The sequence below is a fragment of the Streptomyces sp. A2-16 genome (genome assembly GCF_018128905.1).
GTDB lineage: Bacteria > Actinomycetota > Actinomycetes > Streptomycetales > Streptomycetaceae > Streptomyces.
Genome location: NZ_CP063808.1, coordinates 8166416 through 8181970, shown reverse-complemented (window position 1 = coordinate 8181970; position 15555 = coordinate 8166416). Strand labels below are relative to the sequence as shown.

Here is a 15555-nt window from a genome sequence, read left to right as displayed (position 1 = left end):
AGAACGTCCGTGGAACTCGCCCAAGTACGCCTGCTCGTCACCGACTTCACCGCCTGCTACCGCTTCTACGCCGATGTCCTCGGCCTCAAGCCCCAGTCGGGGGCGACGAGCGGGCCGTACGAGAAGTTCAGCCCCGCCACCGGCTCGGCGGGCATCGCGCTCCAGGACCGCTCGATGATGGCCGAGGTCCTGGACGAACTGGGCGACACCGCCACCGGCCACCGCTCCCTGGTGGTGCTCCGCGTCGACGACCTGGACACCTACTGCGAGCAGATCACCACCCGGGGCGCCACGCTCCTGCACGGCCCGGCCCCCATGACGAACCGCATGCGCGTGGCCCACCTCAAGGACCCCGAGGGCAACCTGGTGGAGCTTCAGGAGTGGCTGCTGCTGCGGGGGTGAGCGCGGGCGCTGTTCCGGGCGTGAGCGGCGCGCGGGTGGCCGTATGCGCCCTACCGCCGGACGGCACGTGGTGGCAGGCTGCCCCCATGGTGGCGTTGAGACGGAACAGGCGTCGGCCGCGCGGGGTGCGAGCAGCGGGGGTGACGGGCGTTGCCGTGCTGGCCGTGGGTGCGCTCGCCGCCTGCGATCCGACCGGCGTGGTCAGCTCCGCGACCGTGTCGTACACCACCGACCAGCTGGTCACCAAGGAGCTGAACCGGCAGAAGGCCGACGTGAGTTGGCTGACCTGCACGGCCTCGTACGACAACGGCGACCGGACGCCGAGCGCCAGTGTGAACACCGTGGCCACCGTCGACTGCGACGGCAAGACGCGGGACGGCAAGGACATCACCGTCAAGGGCAAGGTGACCCGGACCGTCAGCGGCGCCTGCGTGCGCGGCGACCTGACCGCCACCGTGGGCGGAAAGCAGTGGTTCCGCGTGGAGGGGCTCGGCGACTGCAACGCCACCCCCACCCCGCCGGTCAACAACCCCGGACAGCCCGGCCCCACCGTGACCGTGACCGTCACCAAGACCATCTGGTGCCAGAACGACCCGCAGTGCTGGCCCGACGGCAAGTGATCGAAACCTCTGTGCACGCGGGGTGCCCGTGCGTAGGGTGATCGGGTGACACAGCCTGCGACGTCTGCATATCTCCGGTTTCCGCATCTGCAGGGCGAGTTGGTGGCCTTCACCGCCGAGGACGACGTGTGGCTCGCGCCGCTCGACGGCGGACGCGCCTGGCGGGTCAGCGCGGACAACGTCCCGGTCACCCACCCCCGCATCTCGCCCGACGGCACCACCGTCGCCTGGACCTCCACCCGCGACGGCGCGCCCGAGGTGCACATCGCCCCGGTCGACGGCGGACCCGGCAGAAGGCTGACCCACTGGGGCAGTGTGCGCACCCAGGTGCGCGGCTGGACCCCGGACGGCGAGGTCCTCGCCATCACCACCCACGGCCAGGCCAGCCTGCGGCGCAGCTGGGCGCACACCGTCCCGCTCGACGGCGGACCCGGCACCACCCTTCCGTTCGGGCCCGTCGGCCATGTCGCCCACGGCCCGGCGACCGTGATCCTCTCCGCGCCCATGGGCCGGGAGGCCGCCTGGTGGAAGCGGTACCGGGGCGGCACGGCGGGCAAGCTGTGGATCGACCGCGACGGCGACGGCGAGTTCGTCCGGCTCCACGACGACCTGGACGGCAACCTGGAGTACCCGGTGTGGGCGGGCGACCGGATCGCCTTCCTCTCCGACCACGAGGGCACCGGAGCCGTCTACTCCTCCCTCGCCGACGGCTCCGACCTGCGACGGCACACCCCCCTCGACGGCTACTACGCCCGGCACGCCTCCGGTGACGGCACCCGGATCGTCTACACCAGCGCCGGTGAGCTGTGGATCCTCGACGACCTCGACTGCGCCGAGCCGCGCCGTCTCGAGGTCCGGCTCGGCGGACAGCGCGCCGACCGGCAGCCGTACTCGCTGGACGCCTCCCGCTGGTTCGGCTCGGCCGCCCCCGACCACACCGCGCGCGGCAGCGCGGTCGCCGTGCGCGGCGCCGTCCACTGGGTCACCCACCGCTCGGGCCCGGCCCGCGCCCTGGCCGCCGAACCCGGCGTCCGGGCCCGGCTGCCGCGCACCTTCCGCACGGAGGGCGAGGAGTGGGTGGTGTGGGTGACGGACGCGGAGGGCGACGACGCCCTGGAGTTCGCGCCCGCCACCGGACTCGCCCCCGGCGCCACCCCGCGCCGCCTCGCCGCCGGACAGCTCGGCCGCGTCCTGGGTCTCGCCATGGCCCCCGACGGCAGCCGGGCCGCGGTCGCCGCGCACGACGGCCGCGTGCTGCTCGTCGAGCGGGAGACCGGCGAGGTCCGCGAGGTCGACCGCAGCGAGGACGGCGACGTACGGGGCCTGACCTTCTCGCCCGACTCGGCCTGGCTCGCCTGGGCGCACCCCGGCCCCGGCCCGCTCTCCCAGCTCCGTCTCGCCAACACCACCGATCTCTCGGTCACCGAGGCCACCCCCCTGCGCTTCCAGGACTACGCCCCCGCCTTCACCCTCGACGGCAAGCACCTGGCCTTCCTCTCCAACCGCGCCTTCGACCCGGTCTACGACGAGCACGTCTTCGACCTGGCCTTCGTGGTCGGCGACCGCCCGCACCTGATCACCCTCGCGGCGACCACCCCGTCCCCGTTCGGCCCGCAGCGCCACGGCCGTCCCTTCGAGGCCCCCGACAAGGACGAGACCCCCGACAGCGAGGGCACCCCGACCACCCGTGTCGACCTGGAGGGCCTCGCCGACCGGATCGTGCCCTTCCCGGTCGAGGCCGGCCGCTACTCCAACCTGCGGGCGGCCAAGGACGGCCTCCTGTGGCTCAGGCACCCCGTGCGGGGCGTCCTCGGCTCCTCCCGGGCCACCCCGGACGACCCCGACCCCAAGACCGACCTCCAGCGCTACGACCTCGCCCAGCAGCGCCTGGAGCACCTCGCCACGGACGCCGACCACTTCGCCGTCAGCGGCGACGGCAAGCGGGTGCTGCTGTGGACCGACGGCCGGCTGAAGGTCGTACCGAGCGACCGGCGTGCCTCCGGCGACGACGACAGCGACACCAACGTCTCCGTCGACCTCGGCCGGGTCCGCCAGACCGTCGACCCCTCGGCCGAGTGGCGGCAGATGTACGAGGAGACCGGCCGCATCATGCGGGACCAGTTCTGGCGCCCCGACATGAGCGGCGTCGACTGGGCCGGGGTCCTCGACCGCTACCGCCCGGTCCTGGACCGTCTGGCCACCCACGACGACCTCGTCGACCTCCTGTGGGAGGTGCACGGCGAACTGGGCACCTCGCACGCCTACGTCACCCCGCGCGGCAACCACGGCCACGGACCCCGGCAGGGGCTCCTCGGCGCCGACATCTCCCGTCACGAGGACGGCCCGCAGGGATCGCCGGTGTGGCGCATCGACCGCATCCTGCCGACCGAGACCTCTGACCCCCACGCCCGCTCCCCGCTGGCCGCGCCCGGCGTGGCGGTCCGCGCCGGGGACGCGATCGTCGCCGTCGGCGGCCACCCGGTCGACCCGGTCACCGGCCCCGGCCCCCTCCTCGTCGGCACGGCCGACAAGCCGATCGAGCTGACCGTCTCCCCGTCCGGCGGCGGCGAGCTGCGCCACGCCGTCGTCGTGCCGATCTCCGACGAGGAGCCCCTGCGCTACCACGCCTGGGTCGCCGACCGCCGCGCCTACGTCCACGAGAAGTCGGGCGGACGGCTGGGATACCTCCACGTCCCCGATATGCAGGCCCCCGGCTGGGCCCAGATCCACCGCGACCTGCGCGTCGAGGTGGCCCGCGAGGGCCTGGTGGTCGACGTCCGCGAGAACCGCGGCGGCCACACCTCCCAGCTGGTCGTCGAGAAGCTGGCCCGCCGCATCGTCGGCTGGGCGGTGCCGCGGGGGATGCGGCCGTACAGCTACCCCTGGGACGCGCCCCGCGGTCCCGTCGTCGCCGTGGCCAACGAGTTCTCCGGCTCGGACGGCGACATCGTGAACGCGGCGATCAAGGCGCTGGGCATCGGCCCGGTGGTGGGCACGCGCACCTGGGGCGGGGTCATCGGCATCGACAGCCGCTACCGCCTGGTCGACGGCACGCTGATCACCCAGCCGAAGTACGCGTTCTGGCTGGAGGGCTACGAGTGGGGCGTCGAGAACCACGGCGTGGACCCGGACGTGGAGGTCGTGCAGCGGCCGCAGGACTACGCGGCGGGCAGGGACGCCCAGCTGGACGAGGCGGTGCGGATCGCGCTTGAGGCTCTGGAGGCCAGTCCGGCGAAGACTCCGCCGACGTCGCCTCGTTAAGATGCCTCAGGACCTCAACGGAAGGAACCACATGGCAGGGGAACCCCAGGACGACTGCCTGTTCTGCAAGATCGTCGCAGGTCAGATCCCGGCGACCATCGTTCGCGAGACAGACACCACCGTCGCCTTCCGGGACATCAACCCGCAGGCCCCCACCCACGTCCTGGTGATCCCCAAGGCCCACTACGAGAACGCAGCGGTTCTCGCCGCCGCCGCCCCGGAACTTGCCGCGGACGTCCTGCGCGAGACCCAGGCCGTCGCCGACGACGAGAAGCTGGAGAGCTACCGCACCGTCTTCAACACCGGCAGCGGCGCCGGCCAGACCGTCTGGCACGCCCACGCCCATGTGGTCGGAGGCCGCGGCCTCCAGTGGCCCCCCGGGTGACTCGGCGTGTCCGTACGTGAGTTGGTCGTCCTCGGCACCGCCAGCCAGGTCCCCACCAGACACCGCAACCACAACGGCTACCTGCTGCGCTGGGACGGCGAGGGCATCCTCTTCGACCCCGGCGAGGGCACCCAGCGCCAGATGCTGCGCGCCGGGGTCGCCGCCCACGACCTCAACCGGATCTGTGTCACCCACTTCCACGGCGACCACTCCCTGGGCCTCGCGGGCGTGATCCAGCGCATCAACCTCGACCGGGTCCCGCACGAGATCACCGCCCACTACCCGAAGTCGGGGCAGCGTTTCTTCGACCGGTTGCGGTACGCGACGGCGTACCGGGAGACCGTCCGGCTCACCGAGGCGCCGGTCGCCGAGGACGGGGTGATCGCACGGACCGGCGGCTGCACCCTGGAGGCCCGCAGGCTCTCCCACCCCGTCGAGTCCTACGGCTACCGCCTCACGGAACCCGACGGCCGCCGCATGCTCCCCGACCGTCTCGCCGCGCAGGGCATCAAGGGGCCCGACGTCGGACGCATCCAGCGCGAGGGTTCGCTCAACGGCGTCCTGCTCGACGACGTCAGTGAGATCCGGAGCGGTCAGCGGTTCGCGTTCGTCATGGACACCCGCCTCTGCGACGGCGTCCACGCCCTCGCGGACGGCGTCGACCTGCTCGTCATCGAGTCGACCTTCCTCGACGAGGACGAGCAACTCGCGGTGGAGCACGGCCACCTGACCGCCGGTCAGGCCGCGAGGGTCGCCCGGGACGCCGGTGTGCGGCATCTCGTGCTCACGCACTTCAGTCAGCGCTACGCCGAGCCGGAGGAGTTCGAACGGCAGGCGCGGGCGGCCGGGTACGAGGGCGAGCTGACCGTGGCCCACGACCTGCTGCGGGTACCGGTTCCGAAACGGCGATAAAGCGGCCGTACGATGCTTTGATGTCCCTCCCCAAAGCTGAACTGCACCTGCACATCGAAGGCACCCTGGAACCGGAGCTGGCTTTCGAGCTGGCCGCGCGCAACGGCGTCGAGCTCCCGTACGCCTCCACGGACGAGCTCCGCAAGGCCTACGACTTCGAGGACCTCCAGTCCTTCCTGAACCTGTACTACGAGCTCATGGCCGTCCTGCGCACCGAGCGGGACTTCGAGGACCTGGCGAACGCCTATCTCGCCCGGGCCGCCGCGCATGGGGTGCGGCACGCGGAGATCTTCTTCGACCCGCAGGCGCACGTCGCGCGGGGTGTGGAGATGGGGACGGTCGTCGAGGGGCTGTGGCGGGCGCTGGGCGACAGCTCGCGGAACCACGGCGTGTCGACGCAGCTGATCATGTGCTTCCTGCGGGACGAGTCCGCGGAGTCCGCCTTGGCGACCCTCGAGGCCGCGAAGCCGTATCTCGACCGGATCGTCGGGGTCGGGCTCGACTCCGCCGAGGTGGGGCATCCGCCGGTGAAGTTCCGCGAGGTGTACGAGGCCGCGGCGGCGCTGGGGCTGCGGAGGGTGGCGCACGCCGGGGAGGAGGGGCCGCCGGAGTACATCGTCGAGGCGCTGGACGTGCTGGGCGTGGAGCGGATCGACCACGGGCTGCGGTGCGTGGAGTCGCCGGAGCTCGTGGAGCGGCTGGTGCGGGACCGGGTGCCGCTGACTCTGTGTCCCCTGTCCAATGTGCGGCTGCGGACGGTCGACGTGCTGGGTGATCATCCGTTGCCGGCGATGCTGGACGCCGGGCTGATGTGCACGGTGAACTCCGACGACCCGGCCTATTTCGGGGGTTACGCGGGGGACAACTTCGAGGCCGTTCAGCAGACTCTCGGGCTCGGCCAGGAGCGGTTGCGGGAGCTTGCCCGCAACTCCTTCCTCGCGTCCTTCCTGGAGCACGACGAGGAGCTGCGGGCTCGGTACCTCGCCGAAGTCGAGGCGTACGAGTTCTGAGCCGACGGCTCCTACGCCGCCGTCGCCCTGTCGTAGGCCTGGGTTTCCACCTGGATCTCCACCACCGGGAGGGTTCGCCTGCCCGCGCCCAGCGCCACCAGCGTCATCGGCACCGCGATCAGCAGCAGGCCCGCCGCCAGGACCGTGCCCATGACCGGGAAGCCGGCCCGGGACGCGAGGAGGCTGCCGGTCAGGGGGCCTGCCGCCGTGCCCAGTGAGGATGCCGAGCCGACCAGGACCGCCCAGCGGCCTCGGGGGTCCAGGGAGGCGGCCAGGCCGATGACGTACGACAGGACGATCGGGTAGAGCGTGTTCCACGCGATCTCACCGGTCGCGAAGGACGTCAGGTCGGTCGCGGAGGCGCTGAGGGTGATGCAGGCGGCGATGAGGACCGTGCCGCCGCCGATGGGCAGCGCGCGGCCGAGCCGGGGGCCGAGGGCGCCCGCGCCGACGACGCCCAGCAGGCCCGCGCCGAGGGCGATCGCGAAGACCGCGCCGACCGTCGCCTCGGAGAGGTGGGCCTGGGCGAGCCCGATGCGGCCGCTGACACCCCACAGGGCGTTCTGGGCGAGGGACCAGCAGAGCAGGGTGGCGGCGAGGAGCAGGCCGGAGCGGCGGTGGGGGAGCGGGGTGGCGGTGTCCCGGCCGCGGGCGGGGGCCGTGCGCAGCGGGAGACGGCCGGTCAGGGGCCAGACCGCCAGCGCGGTGAGGGCGATCGCGGCGAGGGGCCGGCCGTGGCCGGGGCCCAGGTGCGGGACGGCCAGGTAGACGGCGCCCGCGAGGGCGGAGACGCCGAGGAGACCGACCGTGGTGGTGCGGTGCGGGTCCGGCTGGGCGGCGATGCCGGTGGCGGCCACCGCCGTCGACGTACCGGATCCGAAACCGCCGATCAGGGCGCCCACGACGACCGCCGGGACCGCGTGGACGAGGGCGGCGCCGCCGTAGCCGAGGACGGCGAGGGTCAGGCCGATGCGGGCGAGGGTGCGGGGGCCGAAGCGGTCGACGCGGGAGGCGAGCAGGAAGCCCGCCGCCGCCGAACTCAGCAGCAGCGCGCTGCCGACGGCACCGGCCTCGGTGGCGGTGAGCGGAAGCCCCGAGTCGAGCCTGCCGACGGTGGTCGGCAGCAGGTAGGGGGCGAGGTAGCCGGCCGTGAAAAGGGCAATGAGGGGCCAGGGCAGGGTGGAGCGACGGGCGAACACGGGCGTTCCCAGGGCATGCGAAAGAAGCGGCTCGAAAAGGGGGTTGGGCGCAAGCCGTCGACGGACAGGAACGCGCGAGGAATTTGTATCAAGCACGCGGTTGTGGAGACAGCCCGGGTCGCGTGATCTGGATCACGTCCCGTTTGGGGTGGGGGTCGGCGGGTAGAAGAGCGCCTTTTCGCTGTGCCTAACGCCAGTGCGGGGCGCCTCCCGCACCCGGTGCCGTCGCCTCGATCTTGGCCCTGATCTCCCGCATCACCGCGACGATCCGCTGTTCGTGCTCCGGCGTGAGGCGGGCCACGGGGACCGAGCAGCTGATGGCGTCCTGGGCGGGGGAGTCGTAGCGCAGGGCGAAGCCGAAGCCGACGATGCCGAGGACGCCCTCCTCGCGGTCGATCGAGTAGCCGCGGGCGCGCACCTCGGTGAGGTCGGTCAGCAGGGTGTCGCGGGTGGTGTGGGAGTTCGGTGTGAGCGCCTCGTACGGCCCCTCGGGGAGCCGTTCGTCGGGCCGCTCGGCCAGCAGTGCCTTGCCCAGCGCGCCGACGTGCGCCGGCAGCCGGCGGCCCACCCTGCTGATCGTGCGCAGGTACTCGTGCGACTCGCGCGTCGCCAGATAGGCCACGTCCCGGCCGTCGAGCCGGCCCAGGTGGATGGTCTCGCCCAGCGCCTGGGACGCCTCGTCGAGATACGGCCGCACGATCCGTACGCGCGGATCGGAGTCCAGGTAGCTGGTGCCGGTGAGCAGGGCGTGGATGCCGATGCCGTAGAGCGATCCGGTGACGTCGGTGCGGACCCAGCCGCGCGAGATCAGCGTCTGGAGCAGCGCGTACATCGAACTGCGCGGCACGCCCAGCGCGTCCGCGAGCTCCTGGAGCCGGGCCGGGCGGTCGCCGCGCGCGGCCAGCAGTTCGAGGAGCTCGACCGTGCGGGCGGCCGACTTCACCTCGCGGACGCCCCCGGTCTCCGGGCGCTCGGCCCCTGTCTCCGACATGCGCCGATGGTAATCGGACCATCGAACCGGGCACGGCCCATTGACGGGGACGGTTCGCCTACCTAATCTCCATCTTCATACGTAGATATCGTCTACATAGGGAGATGGCGAGGGTGACCTCCGACCCGGACACGGCCCGACGGCTGCGGGAGGGCATGGCACGCGGTGTGCTGTCGTTCCCGCTCACGAGCTTCCACGACGACGGCGGCCTCGACCCGGACGGCTTCCGCGCCCACGTCGCCGCGCAGATCGCCACAGGACCCGGCGCGGTCTTCCCCGCCTGCGGCACCGGTGAGTTCTTCTCCCTGGACGAGGACGAGTACCGCCAGGTCGTCACCATCGCGGTCGAGGAGGCCGGCGGCCGGGTGCCCGTCGTCGCCGGGACCGGCTACGGCTGGGCGCAGGCCGTCCGCTTCGCCCGCATCGCCGAGGAGGCGGGGGCCGACGCCCTGCTGGTCCTCCCGCACTACCTGGTCGCCGCCCCGCAGGACGGGCTGGTCGCCCAGCTGGAGCAGATCGCGGCGCGAACCCGGCTGCCGCTCATCGCCTACCAGCGCGGCCAGGTCGCCTTCGGCCTGGACGCGTTCCGGCGCATCACCGGGATCCCCGGGGTCATCGGGCTCAAGGACGGGCACAGCGACCTCGACCGGCTCCAGCGCCTCACACTGGCCGCGCCCGAGGACTTCCTGTTCTTCAACGGCGCCTCCACCGCCGAGATCCAGGCCCGCGCCTACGCCACCGTCGGCGTCCCCGCCTACTCCTCCGCCGTCCACGCCTTCGCCCCCGAGATCGCCGACGCGTTCTTCGGCGCACTGCGCGACGGCGACCGGGGCCACGGCACCGTCGAGAAGCTGCTGCGCGACTTCTACGTTCCGCTCGTCGAGCTCCGGGACCGGGTGCCCGGGTACGCCGTCTCCCTGGTGAAGGCGGCGGCACGGCTGCGGGGGCGCCCGGTCGGACCCGTGCGCGCACCCCTCACCGACCCGTCCGACGCCGACCTGGCCGACCTGCGCCTGCTGCTGACCACCGGCCTCGACCTCGTAGGAGCCGCGCTGTGAACCTCACCATCGCCGATGTCCGGCTGACACCGATCCTCGTCGCGGATCCGCCGCTGCTGAACACGCAGGGCGTCCACCAGCCCTACACGCCCCGGCTGATCGTCGAGGTCGAGACCGCCGACGGGGTCACGGGGGTCGGGGAGACGTACGGCGACACCAAGTACCTGGAGCTGGCCCGGCCGTTCGCGAGCAAGCTGATCGGACGTCAGGTCGGGGATCTGAACGGCCTGTTCACGCTCGCGGACCAGGTGGCCGTCGACTCCTCCCAGGTCTCCGGCCAGGTCGACGTCGGAGGGCTGCGGGGCGTGCAGACCGCCGACAAACTGCGGCTGTCCGTCGTCTCCGGGTTCGAGGTGGCCTGTCTCGACGCGCTGGGCAGGGCGCTGGGCCTGCCGGTGCACGCGCTGCTCGGGGGCAAGGTGCGGGACGCGGTCGAGTACAGCGCCTACCTGTTCTACAAGTGGGCCGCGCACCCCGAGGGCGTGGCCTGTGAGAAGGACGACTGGGGGGCGGCTCTCGACCCGGCGGGGGTGGTGGAGCAGGCCCGGCTGTTCACCGAGCGGTACGGCTTCACGTCCTTCAAGCTCAAGGGCGGGGTGTTTCCGCCGGACGAGGAGATCGCGGCCATCAGGGCGCTTGCCGAGGCCTTTCCCGGACACCCTCTGCGGCTCGACCCCAACGGGGCCTGGAGCGTGGCGACCTCGCTGAGGGTGGCCGAGGAACTCGGGGACGTCCTGGAGTACCTGGAGGATCCCGCGCTGGGGACCGCCGCGATGGCGGAGGTGTCCGCCGGGACCGGCGTCCCGCTCGCCACCAACATGTGCGTGACGACCTTCGCGGAGATCAAGGAGGCGTTCGCCCGGGACGCGGTCCAGGTGGTGCTGTCCGATCACCACTACTGGGGCGGGCTGCGGAACACCCAGCAACTCGCCGCGATCTGCCGGACCTTCGGGGTGGGGGTGTCGATGCACTCCAACACGCACCTGGGCATCTCCCTGGCCGCGATGACGCAGGTGGCCTCCACGGTGCCGAACCTCCACCACGCCTGCGACTCGCACTACCCGTGGCAGTCGGAGGACGTGCTGACCGAGCGGCTCGCCTTCTCCGACGGCAGGGTCGCGGTGTCCGACGCACCCGGGCTCGGCGTCGAACTCGACCGGGAGAAGGTGGAGTTCCTGCACCGGCGGTGGCTGGACGACGACGGTTCGCTGCGCGAGCGGGACGATGCCGCGGCCATGCGGGTCGCCGAGCCGGGATGGGTGACGCCGGCCGTGCCCCGCTGGTAGGCGCGGCCACGGGACGAAGCCGGGCGCGGCCACGGCCGACCGATGTGGTGGGCGGGTCGGGGGTGAGCGGCGGACCCTTGTCGGCGCTGTGGTGCAGACTGGCCTGATCGGCACCACGCGCAGGGAGCTCACCGTGATCGCGTCCAACGGGAAGGGACCGTCGTACAACGGGAGGGCCGGGCAGTGCCAGGCCCAGCTCGATCCCCTGGCCGCCGTGCGCGCACCCGGCGACCCGCCCTGGGACGTCTACCTCACCGGCACCGTCTTCCTCGACATCATCTTCACCGGGCTCGGCTCCGCCCCCGTGCGCGGGACCGAGTCCTGGGCGCGCGGGATGGGGTCGAGCCCCGGCGGTGTGGCGAACATGGCGACGGCCCTGGCCCGGCTCGGCCTGCGCACCTCGCTGGCCGCGGCCTTCGGCGACGACCACTACGGCGAGTACTGCTGGGACGCCCTGGAGCAGGGCGAGGGCATCGACCTCTCCCCGTCGCGCAGGGTCCCCGGCTGGCACTCCCCGGTCACCGTGTCGATGGCGTACGAGGGCGAGCGCACCATGGTCTCCCACGGCCACGAGCCGCCCTCCGCGGAGCCCGCGCCCAACCGCCCGCCACAGGCGCGAGCGGCGGTGGCGTCGCTGGAGCCGGGCAAGCGCGCCCCGTGGATCGCCCAGGCGGCACACGACGGCACCCGCATCTTCGCCGACGTCGGCTGGGACGAGACCGGTGCCTGGGACCTGGCGGGCCTCGCCGACCTCGAACACTGCGAGGCCTTCCTGCCGAACGCGCAGGAGGCGATGCGCTACACCGGCGCCACCTGCCCCCGCGAGGCCGCGCACGCCCTCACCGAACATGTGCCGCTCGCCGTGGTCACCCTCGGCGCGGACGGCGCCTACGCGGTGGACCGGCGCACCGGTGAGGCCGCCGAGGTCCCGGCGATCGAGGTCGAGGCGCTCGACCCGACCGGCGCCGGGGACGTCTTCGTGGCCGGCTTCGTCACCGGCACCCTCGCGGGCTGGCCGCTGGCGGACCGGCTGGCCTTCGCAGGGCTGATCGCCGCGCTCTCCGTCCAGGAGTTCGGCGGCTCCCTGTCCGCGCCGGGCTGGTCCGAGATCGGCGCCTGGTGGCGCAGGGTCCAGTCCGTCGACTCCCAGGACCCGGCCGCGCTGCGCCGGTACGCGTTCCTGGCGGACCTGGTCCCCGAGGAGGAGGCCCCCGGCTGGCCCCTGCGGAGAGCGGTCCCGACGATCGGGTTCGGCCGGTCGACCTGAGGACACCGGGCCGGGTGGCACCGCGGCCCGTCCTCGTGAGCGCGGTGCGGGCCGGGCCGTCAGTGGTCGTCGGCCCGCTGCAGTGTCGACAGCACCTGTTCCCTGACCACCTCTCGGGCCTCGGCGGGCAGCGCCGCGAGCGCCGTGGTGCCCAGGGCGTCCAGCACGCTGTCCGGGCCCCCGTCGCAGGGGACGCTCTCGGCCAGGAAGTCGTAGCCGTCCCGGACGGCGACCCACAGGACCGGACGGGTGCCGGGGTGCACGGCCGTGGCGACGACCAGGGGCGGGGGGCCGCCGGGGGCCTCGGCCACCTTGCGGTAGCCGCTGACCAGCGGATCGCTCCAGCGCAGGCTCAGCAGCAGCGGCTTCTTCGCGAGCACTTCGCCGAGCTCGGCGTCGAAGGGGCCCTCCGCCGCCAGCACCCGCGCACGGGCGTCCAGGACGAGTGCCGCGGGCAGCAGACAGCGCAGGGTGCTGCCGACGATGTTCCCGCCGACCGTGGCGGTCCGGCGCACCGCCCCCGTGCCGATGCCGGCCGCGGCCCGGCGCAGCACCTCCGGCACCCGCTCGTCGATCCGGTGCAGCAGGACCGCCGCCCCGATCTCCCCGCCCCCCAGGACGTTCGCCTCCGGCACCTCGCGCAGCGACACGGCCTGCTCGGGGAAGCCGTCGCGTTGCCAGGCGGCCCACACGAGCGTGGCGCCGCCGACGGGTATCGCCCCGTCGGTCAGACACTCCTGTGCCTCGGACAGGGAGGTGGGCAGACGCAACAGCACGGGCTTCCCGCTTTCTCCGTACGGACTTCGCGGCCACCGCCGCCGTCCAGGTCTTCGAACACACGTGGTAGCGAACGCAATCCTCCCCGGGGCACGGGGGGAGCATGCAGGGCTCACCGCTGCAGAGAGGGCGCCCTCGTCGTCGAAAAGCCCTACGGCGTTGTCGGTGCACCGTCGTACCCTTGAAACCGCGAGGCCGCCTCCAGTTGCGCGGCCGTGACGAGGAGGAACCGCAGGCCTTCAGCGCCGGCCCATGACTCAGACACCCACAGGTCACACCCCCGCGCAGGGGCAGGCGAGAGCACAGTTCACCGTCCCCGCCCAGCACCCCATGGTCTCGGTCCTGGGGTCCGGAGACTCCCTCCTGCGCGTGATCGAGAAGGCCTTCCCGGCGGCCGACATCCATGTCCGGGGCAATGAGATCAGCGCCACCGGCGAGGCGGCCGACGTCGCCCTCGTCCAGCGCCTGTTCGACGAGATGATGCTGGTGCTCCGCACCGGACAGCCGATGACGGAGGACGCAGTGGAACGCTCGATCGCCATGCTGCGAGCGAGTGAGAACGGGACGAGCGACGGCCAGGAGACCCCGGCCGAGGTGCTCACACAGAACATCCTGTCCTCGCGCGGCCGCACCATCCGCCCCAAGACCCTCAACCAGAAGCGGTACGTCGACGCGATCGACAAGCACACGATCGTCTTCGGCATCGGCCCCGCCGGTACCGGCAAGACCTACCTCGCCATGGCCAAGGCGGTGCAGGCCCTGCAGTCCAAGCAGGTCAACCGCATCATCCTGACCCGGCCGGCGGTGGAGGCGGGGGAGCGCCTCGGCTTCCTGCCGGGCACGCTCTACGAGAAGATCGACCCGTACCTGCGCCCGCTGTACGACGCGCTGCACGACATGCTCGACCCGGACTCGATCCCGAAGCTGATGGCGTCGGGGACGATCGAGGTGGCGCCGCTGGCGTACATGCGTGGGCGCGCGCAACCGCGCTTCACGAACGTACTGACGCCGGACGGCTGGCGTCCTATCGGGGACCTCCAGGTCGGTGACCTGGTTGTTGGCTCCAACGGCGAGCCGACTCCGGTTCTTGGCGTGTACCCGCAGGGCGAGAAGGACGTCTATCGCGTCACGGCCCAGGACGGCTCCTGGACCCTGGCCTGCGGTGAGCACCTGTGGACGGTGAGGACGCGCGACGACAAGCGCCGGGACAAGCCGTGGCGGGTCCTGGAGACCCAGGAGATGATCGGCAATCTGCGGGCGGCGCATGCTCGCAGGTATGAGCTGCCGATGCTCACGGCGCCGGTCAGTTTCCCTGAGCGTCAGGTTCCCCTGGACCCGTACGCCCTGGGACTTCTTCTGGGCGACGGGTGCCTGACGGGAAGTACCACTCCGTCTTTCGCGACCGAGGACCGCGAGCTGGCCGAGGCTCTGGAGGCCGCGCTGCCCGGTGTGGCGGTACGACACAAGAGCGGGCCCGACTACGTACTCAACCGGATCAAGTCCCCCGGCGACGTGGTCACCCTGGAGAATCCCGTCACGCGGGTCATGCGCGAGCTGGATCTCCTGCGTACTCGCTCGCACACCAAGTTCGTCCCGGACGACTACCTGTACAACTCGGCCGACGTACGACTGGCAGTCCTCCAGGGTCTGCTCGATTCCGACGGTGGACCCGTCACGCAGAAAGACCGCACCTGCCGGGTTCAGTTCTCGACCGCGTCGATCCTCCTGCGTGACGACCTCATCGCCTTGGTCCAGTCGCTCGGCGGCGTCGCCTACACGCGTCGTCGTCTCGCCGAAGACCGCAAGCAGGGCACAGCACTGGCTGCCCACCGCTACGACAGTCACGTCGTCGACATCCGTCTGCCCGAAGGCATTGAACCGTTCCGTCTCGCCCGCAAGCGCGACAAGTACCGCGCGGCGGGAGGCGGCGGACGCCCGATGCGGTTCATCGACAGCATCGAGCCCGCGGGCCGGGAGGAGACGGTCTGCATCCAGGTGGCGGCCGAGGACTCGCTGTACGTCACGCAGGACTACCTGCTCACGCACAACACCCTCAACGACGCCTTCATCATCCTCGACGAGGCCCAGAACACCTCCCCCGAGCAGATGAAGATGTTCCTCACCCGGCTCGGCTTCGACTCGAAGATCGTCATCACGGGTGACGTGACCCAGGTCGACCTTCCCAACGGCACCAAGTCGGGCCTGCGCCAGGTCCAGGACATCCTGGAGGGCCTCGACGACGTGCACTTCTCCCGCCTGTCGTCCCAGGACGTCGTACGGCACAGGCTGGTCGGCCGTATCGTCGACGCGTACGAGAAGTACGACAACGAGAACGGTACGGAGAACGGCACCCACAAGGGCGGCCGGAACAAGCGGAAGTAGACAAG

Annotated in this window: 13 protein-coding genes; 10 read left to right on the top strand and 3 right to left on the bottom strand. The window is 72.1% G+C overall.

What is annotated here, in order from left to right:
* Positions 1–9 precede the first annotated feature (9 nt).
* From IOD14_RS36765 to IOD14_RS36740, 6 genes are all read left to right on the top strand, one after another.
* On the top strand, positions 10–402 hold the full coding sequence (locus IOD14_RS36765; RefSeq protein ID WP_123989091.1) for a VOC family protein: 393 nt from the start codon (positions 10–12) through the stop codon (positions 400–402).
* Between the two features lie 86 nt (positions 403–488).
* Positions 489–1022 (top strand): hypothetical protein, encoded by a 534-nt coding sequence (locus IOD14_RS36760; RefSeq protein WP_174269128.1) that lies wholly within the window; start codon positions 489–491, stop codon positions 1020–1022.
* 45 nt (positions 1023–1067) lie between these two features.
* The gene (locus tag IOD14_RS36755; protein ID WP_212672558.1) at positions 1068–4283 is read left to right on the top strand and encodes a S41 family peptidase; all 3216 of its coding nucleotides are present in this window, start codon (positions 1068–1070) and stop codon (positions 4281–4283) included.
* A gap of 31 nt (positions 4284–4314) precedes the next feature.
* Positions 4315–4668: a histidine triad nucleotide-binding protein gene (locus IOD14_RS36750; RefSeq protein ID WP_030314706.1), complete on the top strand. Its 354-nt coding sequence runs from the start codon at positions 4315–4317 to the stop codon at positions 4666–4668.
* Positions 4669–4674: 6 nt separating this feature from the next.
* Positions 4675–5580, top strand: a complete 906-nt coding sequence (locus IOD14_RS36745; protein ID WP_212672557.1) for a ribonuclease Z — start codon at positions 4675–4677, stop codon at positions 5578–5580.
* Positions 5581–5600: 20 nt separating this feature from the next.
* Positions 5601–6590, top strand: a complete 990-nt coding sequence (locus IOD14_RS36740) for an adenosine deaminase (RefSeq protein ID WP_174269127.1) — start codon at positions 5601–5603, stop codon at positions 6588–6590.
* 11 nt (positions 6591–6601) lie between these two features.
* Here the strand turns inward: IOD14_RS36740 and IOD14_RS36735 are convergent, their stop codons facing one another.
* Positions 6602–7789, bottom strand: coding sequence for an MFS transporter (locus tag IOD14_RS36735; protein WP_123989086.1), 1188 nt, complete (start codon positions 7787–7789; stop codon positions 6602–6604).
* Positions 7790–7976: 187 nt separating this feature from the next.
* The gene (locus IOD14_RS36730) at positions 7977–8780 is read right to left on the bottom strand and encodes an IclR family transcriptional regulator (protein WP_212672555.1); all 804 of its coding nucleotides are present in this window, start codon (positions 8778–8780) and stop codon (positions 7977–7979) included.
* Positions 8781–8884: 104 nt separating this feature from the next.
* On the opposite strand from IOD14_RS36730, the gene IOD14_RS36725 reads away from it, so the two are divergent.
* The 3 genes from IOD14_RS36725 (at position 8885) to IOD14_RS36715 (ending at position 12391) form a co-directional block, all read left to right on the top strand.
* Positions 8885–9838: a 5-dehydro-4-deoxyglucarate dehydratase gene (locus IOD14_RS36725; protein WP_212672554.1), complete on the top strand. Its 954-nt coding sequence runs from the start codon at positions 8885–8887 to the stop codon at positions 9836–9838.
* Complete coding sequence (locus IOD14_RS36720) at positions 9835–11124, top strand: glucarate dehydratase family protein (RefSeq protein WP_212672553.1); 1290 nt, start codon at positions 9835–9837, stop codon at positions 11122–11124. Before IOD14_RS36725 ends, IOD14_RS36720 begins: the two co-directional genes overlap by 4 nt.
* 136 nt (positions 11125–11260) lie before the next feature.
* The gene (locus IOD14_RS36715) at positions 11261–12391 is read left to right on the top strand and encodes a PfkB family carbohydrate kinase (protein ID WP_249126326.1); all 1131 of its coding nucleotides are present in this window, start codon (positions 11261–11263) and stop codon (positions 12389–12391) included.
* A gap of 59 nt (positions 12392–12450) precedes the next feature.
* Here the strand turns inward: IOD14_RS36715 and IOD14_RS36710 are convergent, their stop codons facing one another.
* Positions 12451–13167 carry an FAD binding domain-containing protein gene (locus tag IOD14_RS36710; RefSeq protein WP_212672552.1) on the bottom strand — a complete coding sequence of 239 codons (717 nt, stop codon included), beginning with the start codon at positions 13165–13167 and terminating at the stop codon, positions 12451–12453.
* 253 nt (positions 13168–13420) lie between these two features.
* Here IOD14_RS36710 and IOD14_RS36705 point away from each other — a divergent pair, with 253 nt between their 5' ends.
* Entirely contained in the window at positions 13421–15550 is a 2130-nt protein-coding gene (locus IOD14_RS36705) for a PhoH family protein (RefSeq protein WP_123989081.1), read from the top strand.
* Positions 15551–15555 lie beyond the last annotated feature (5 nt).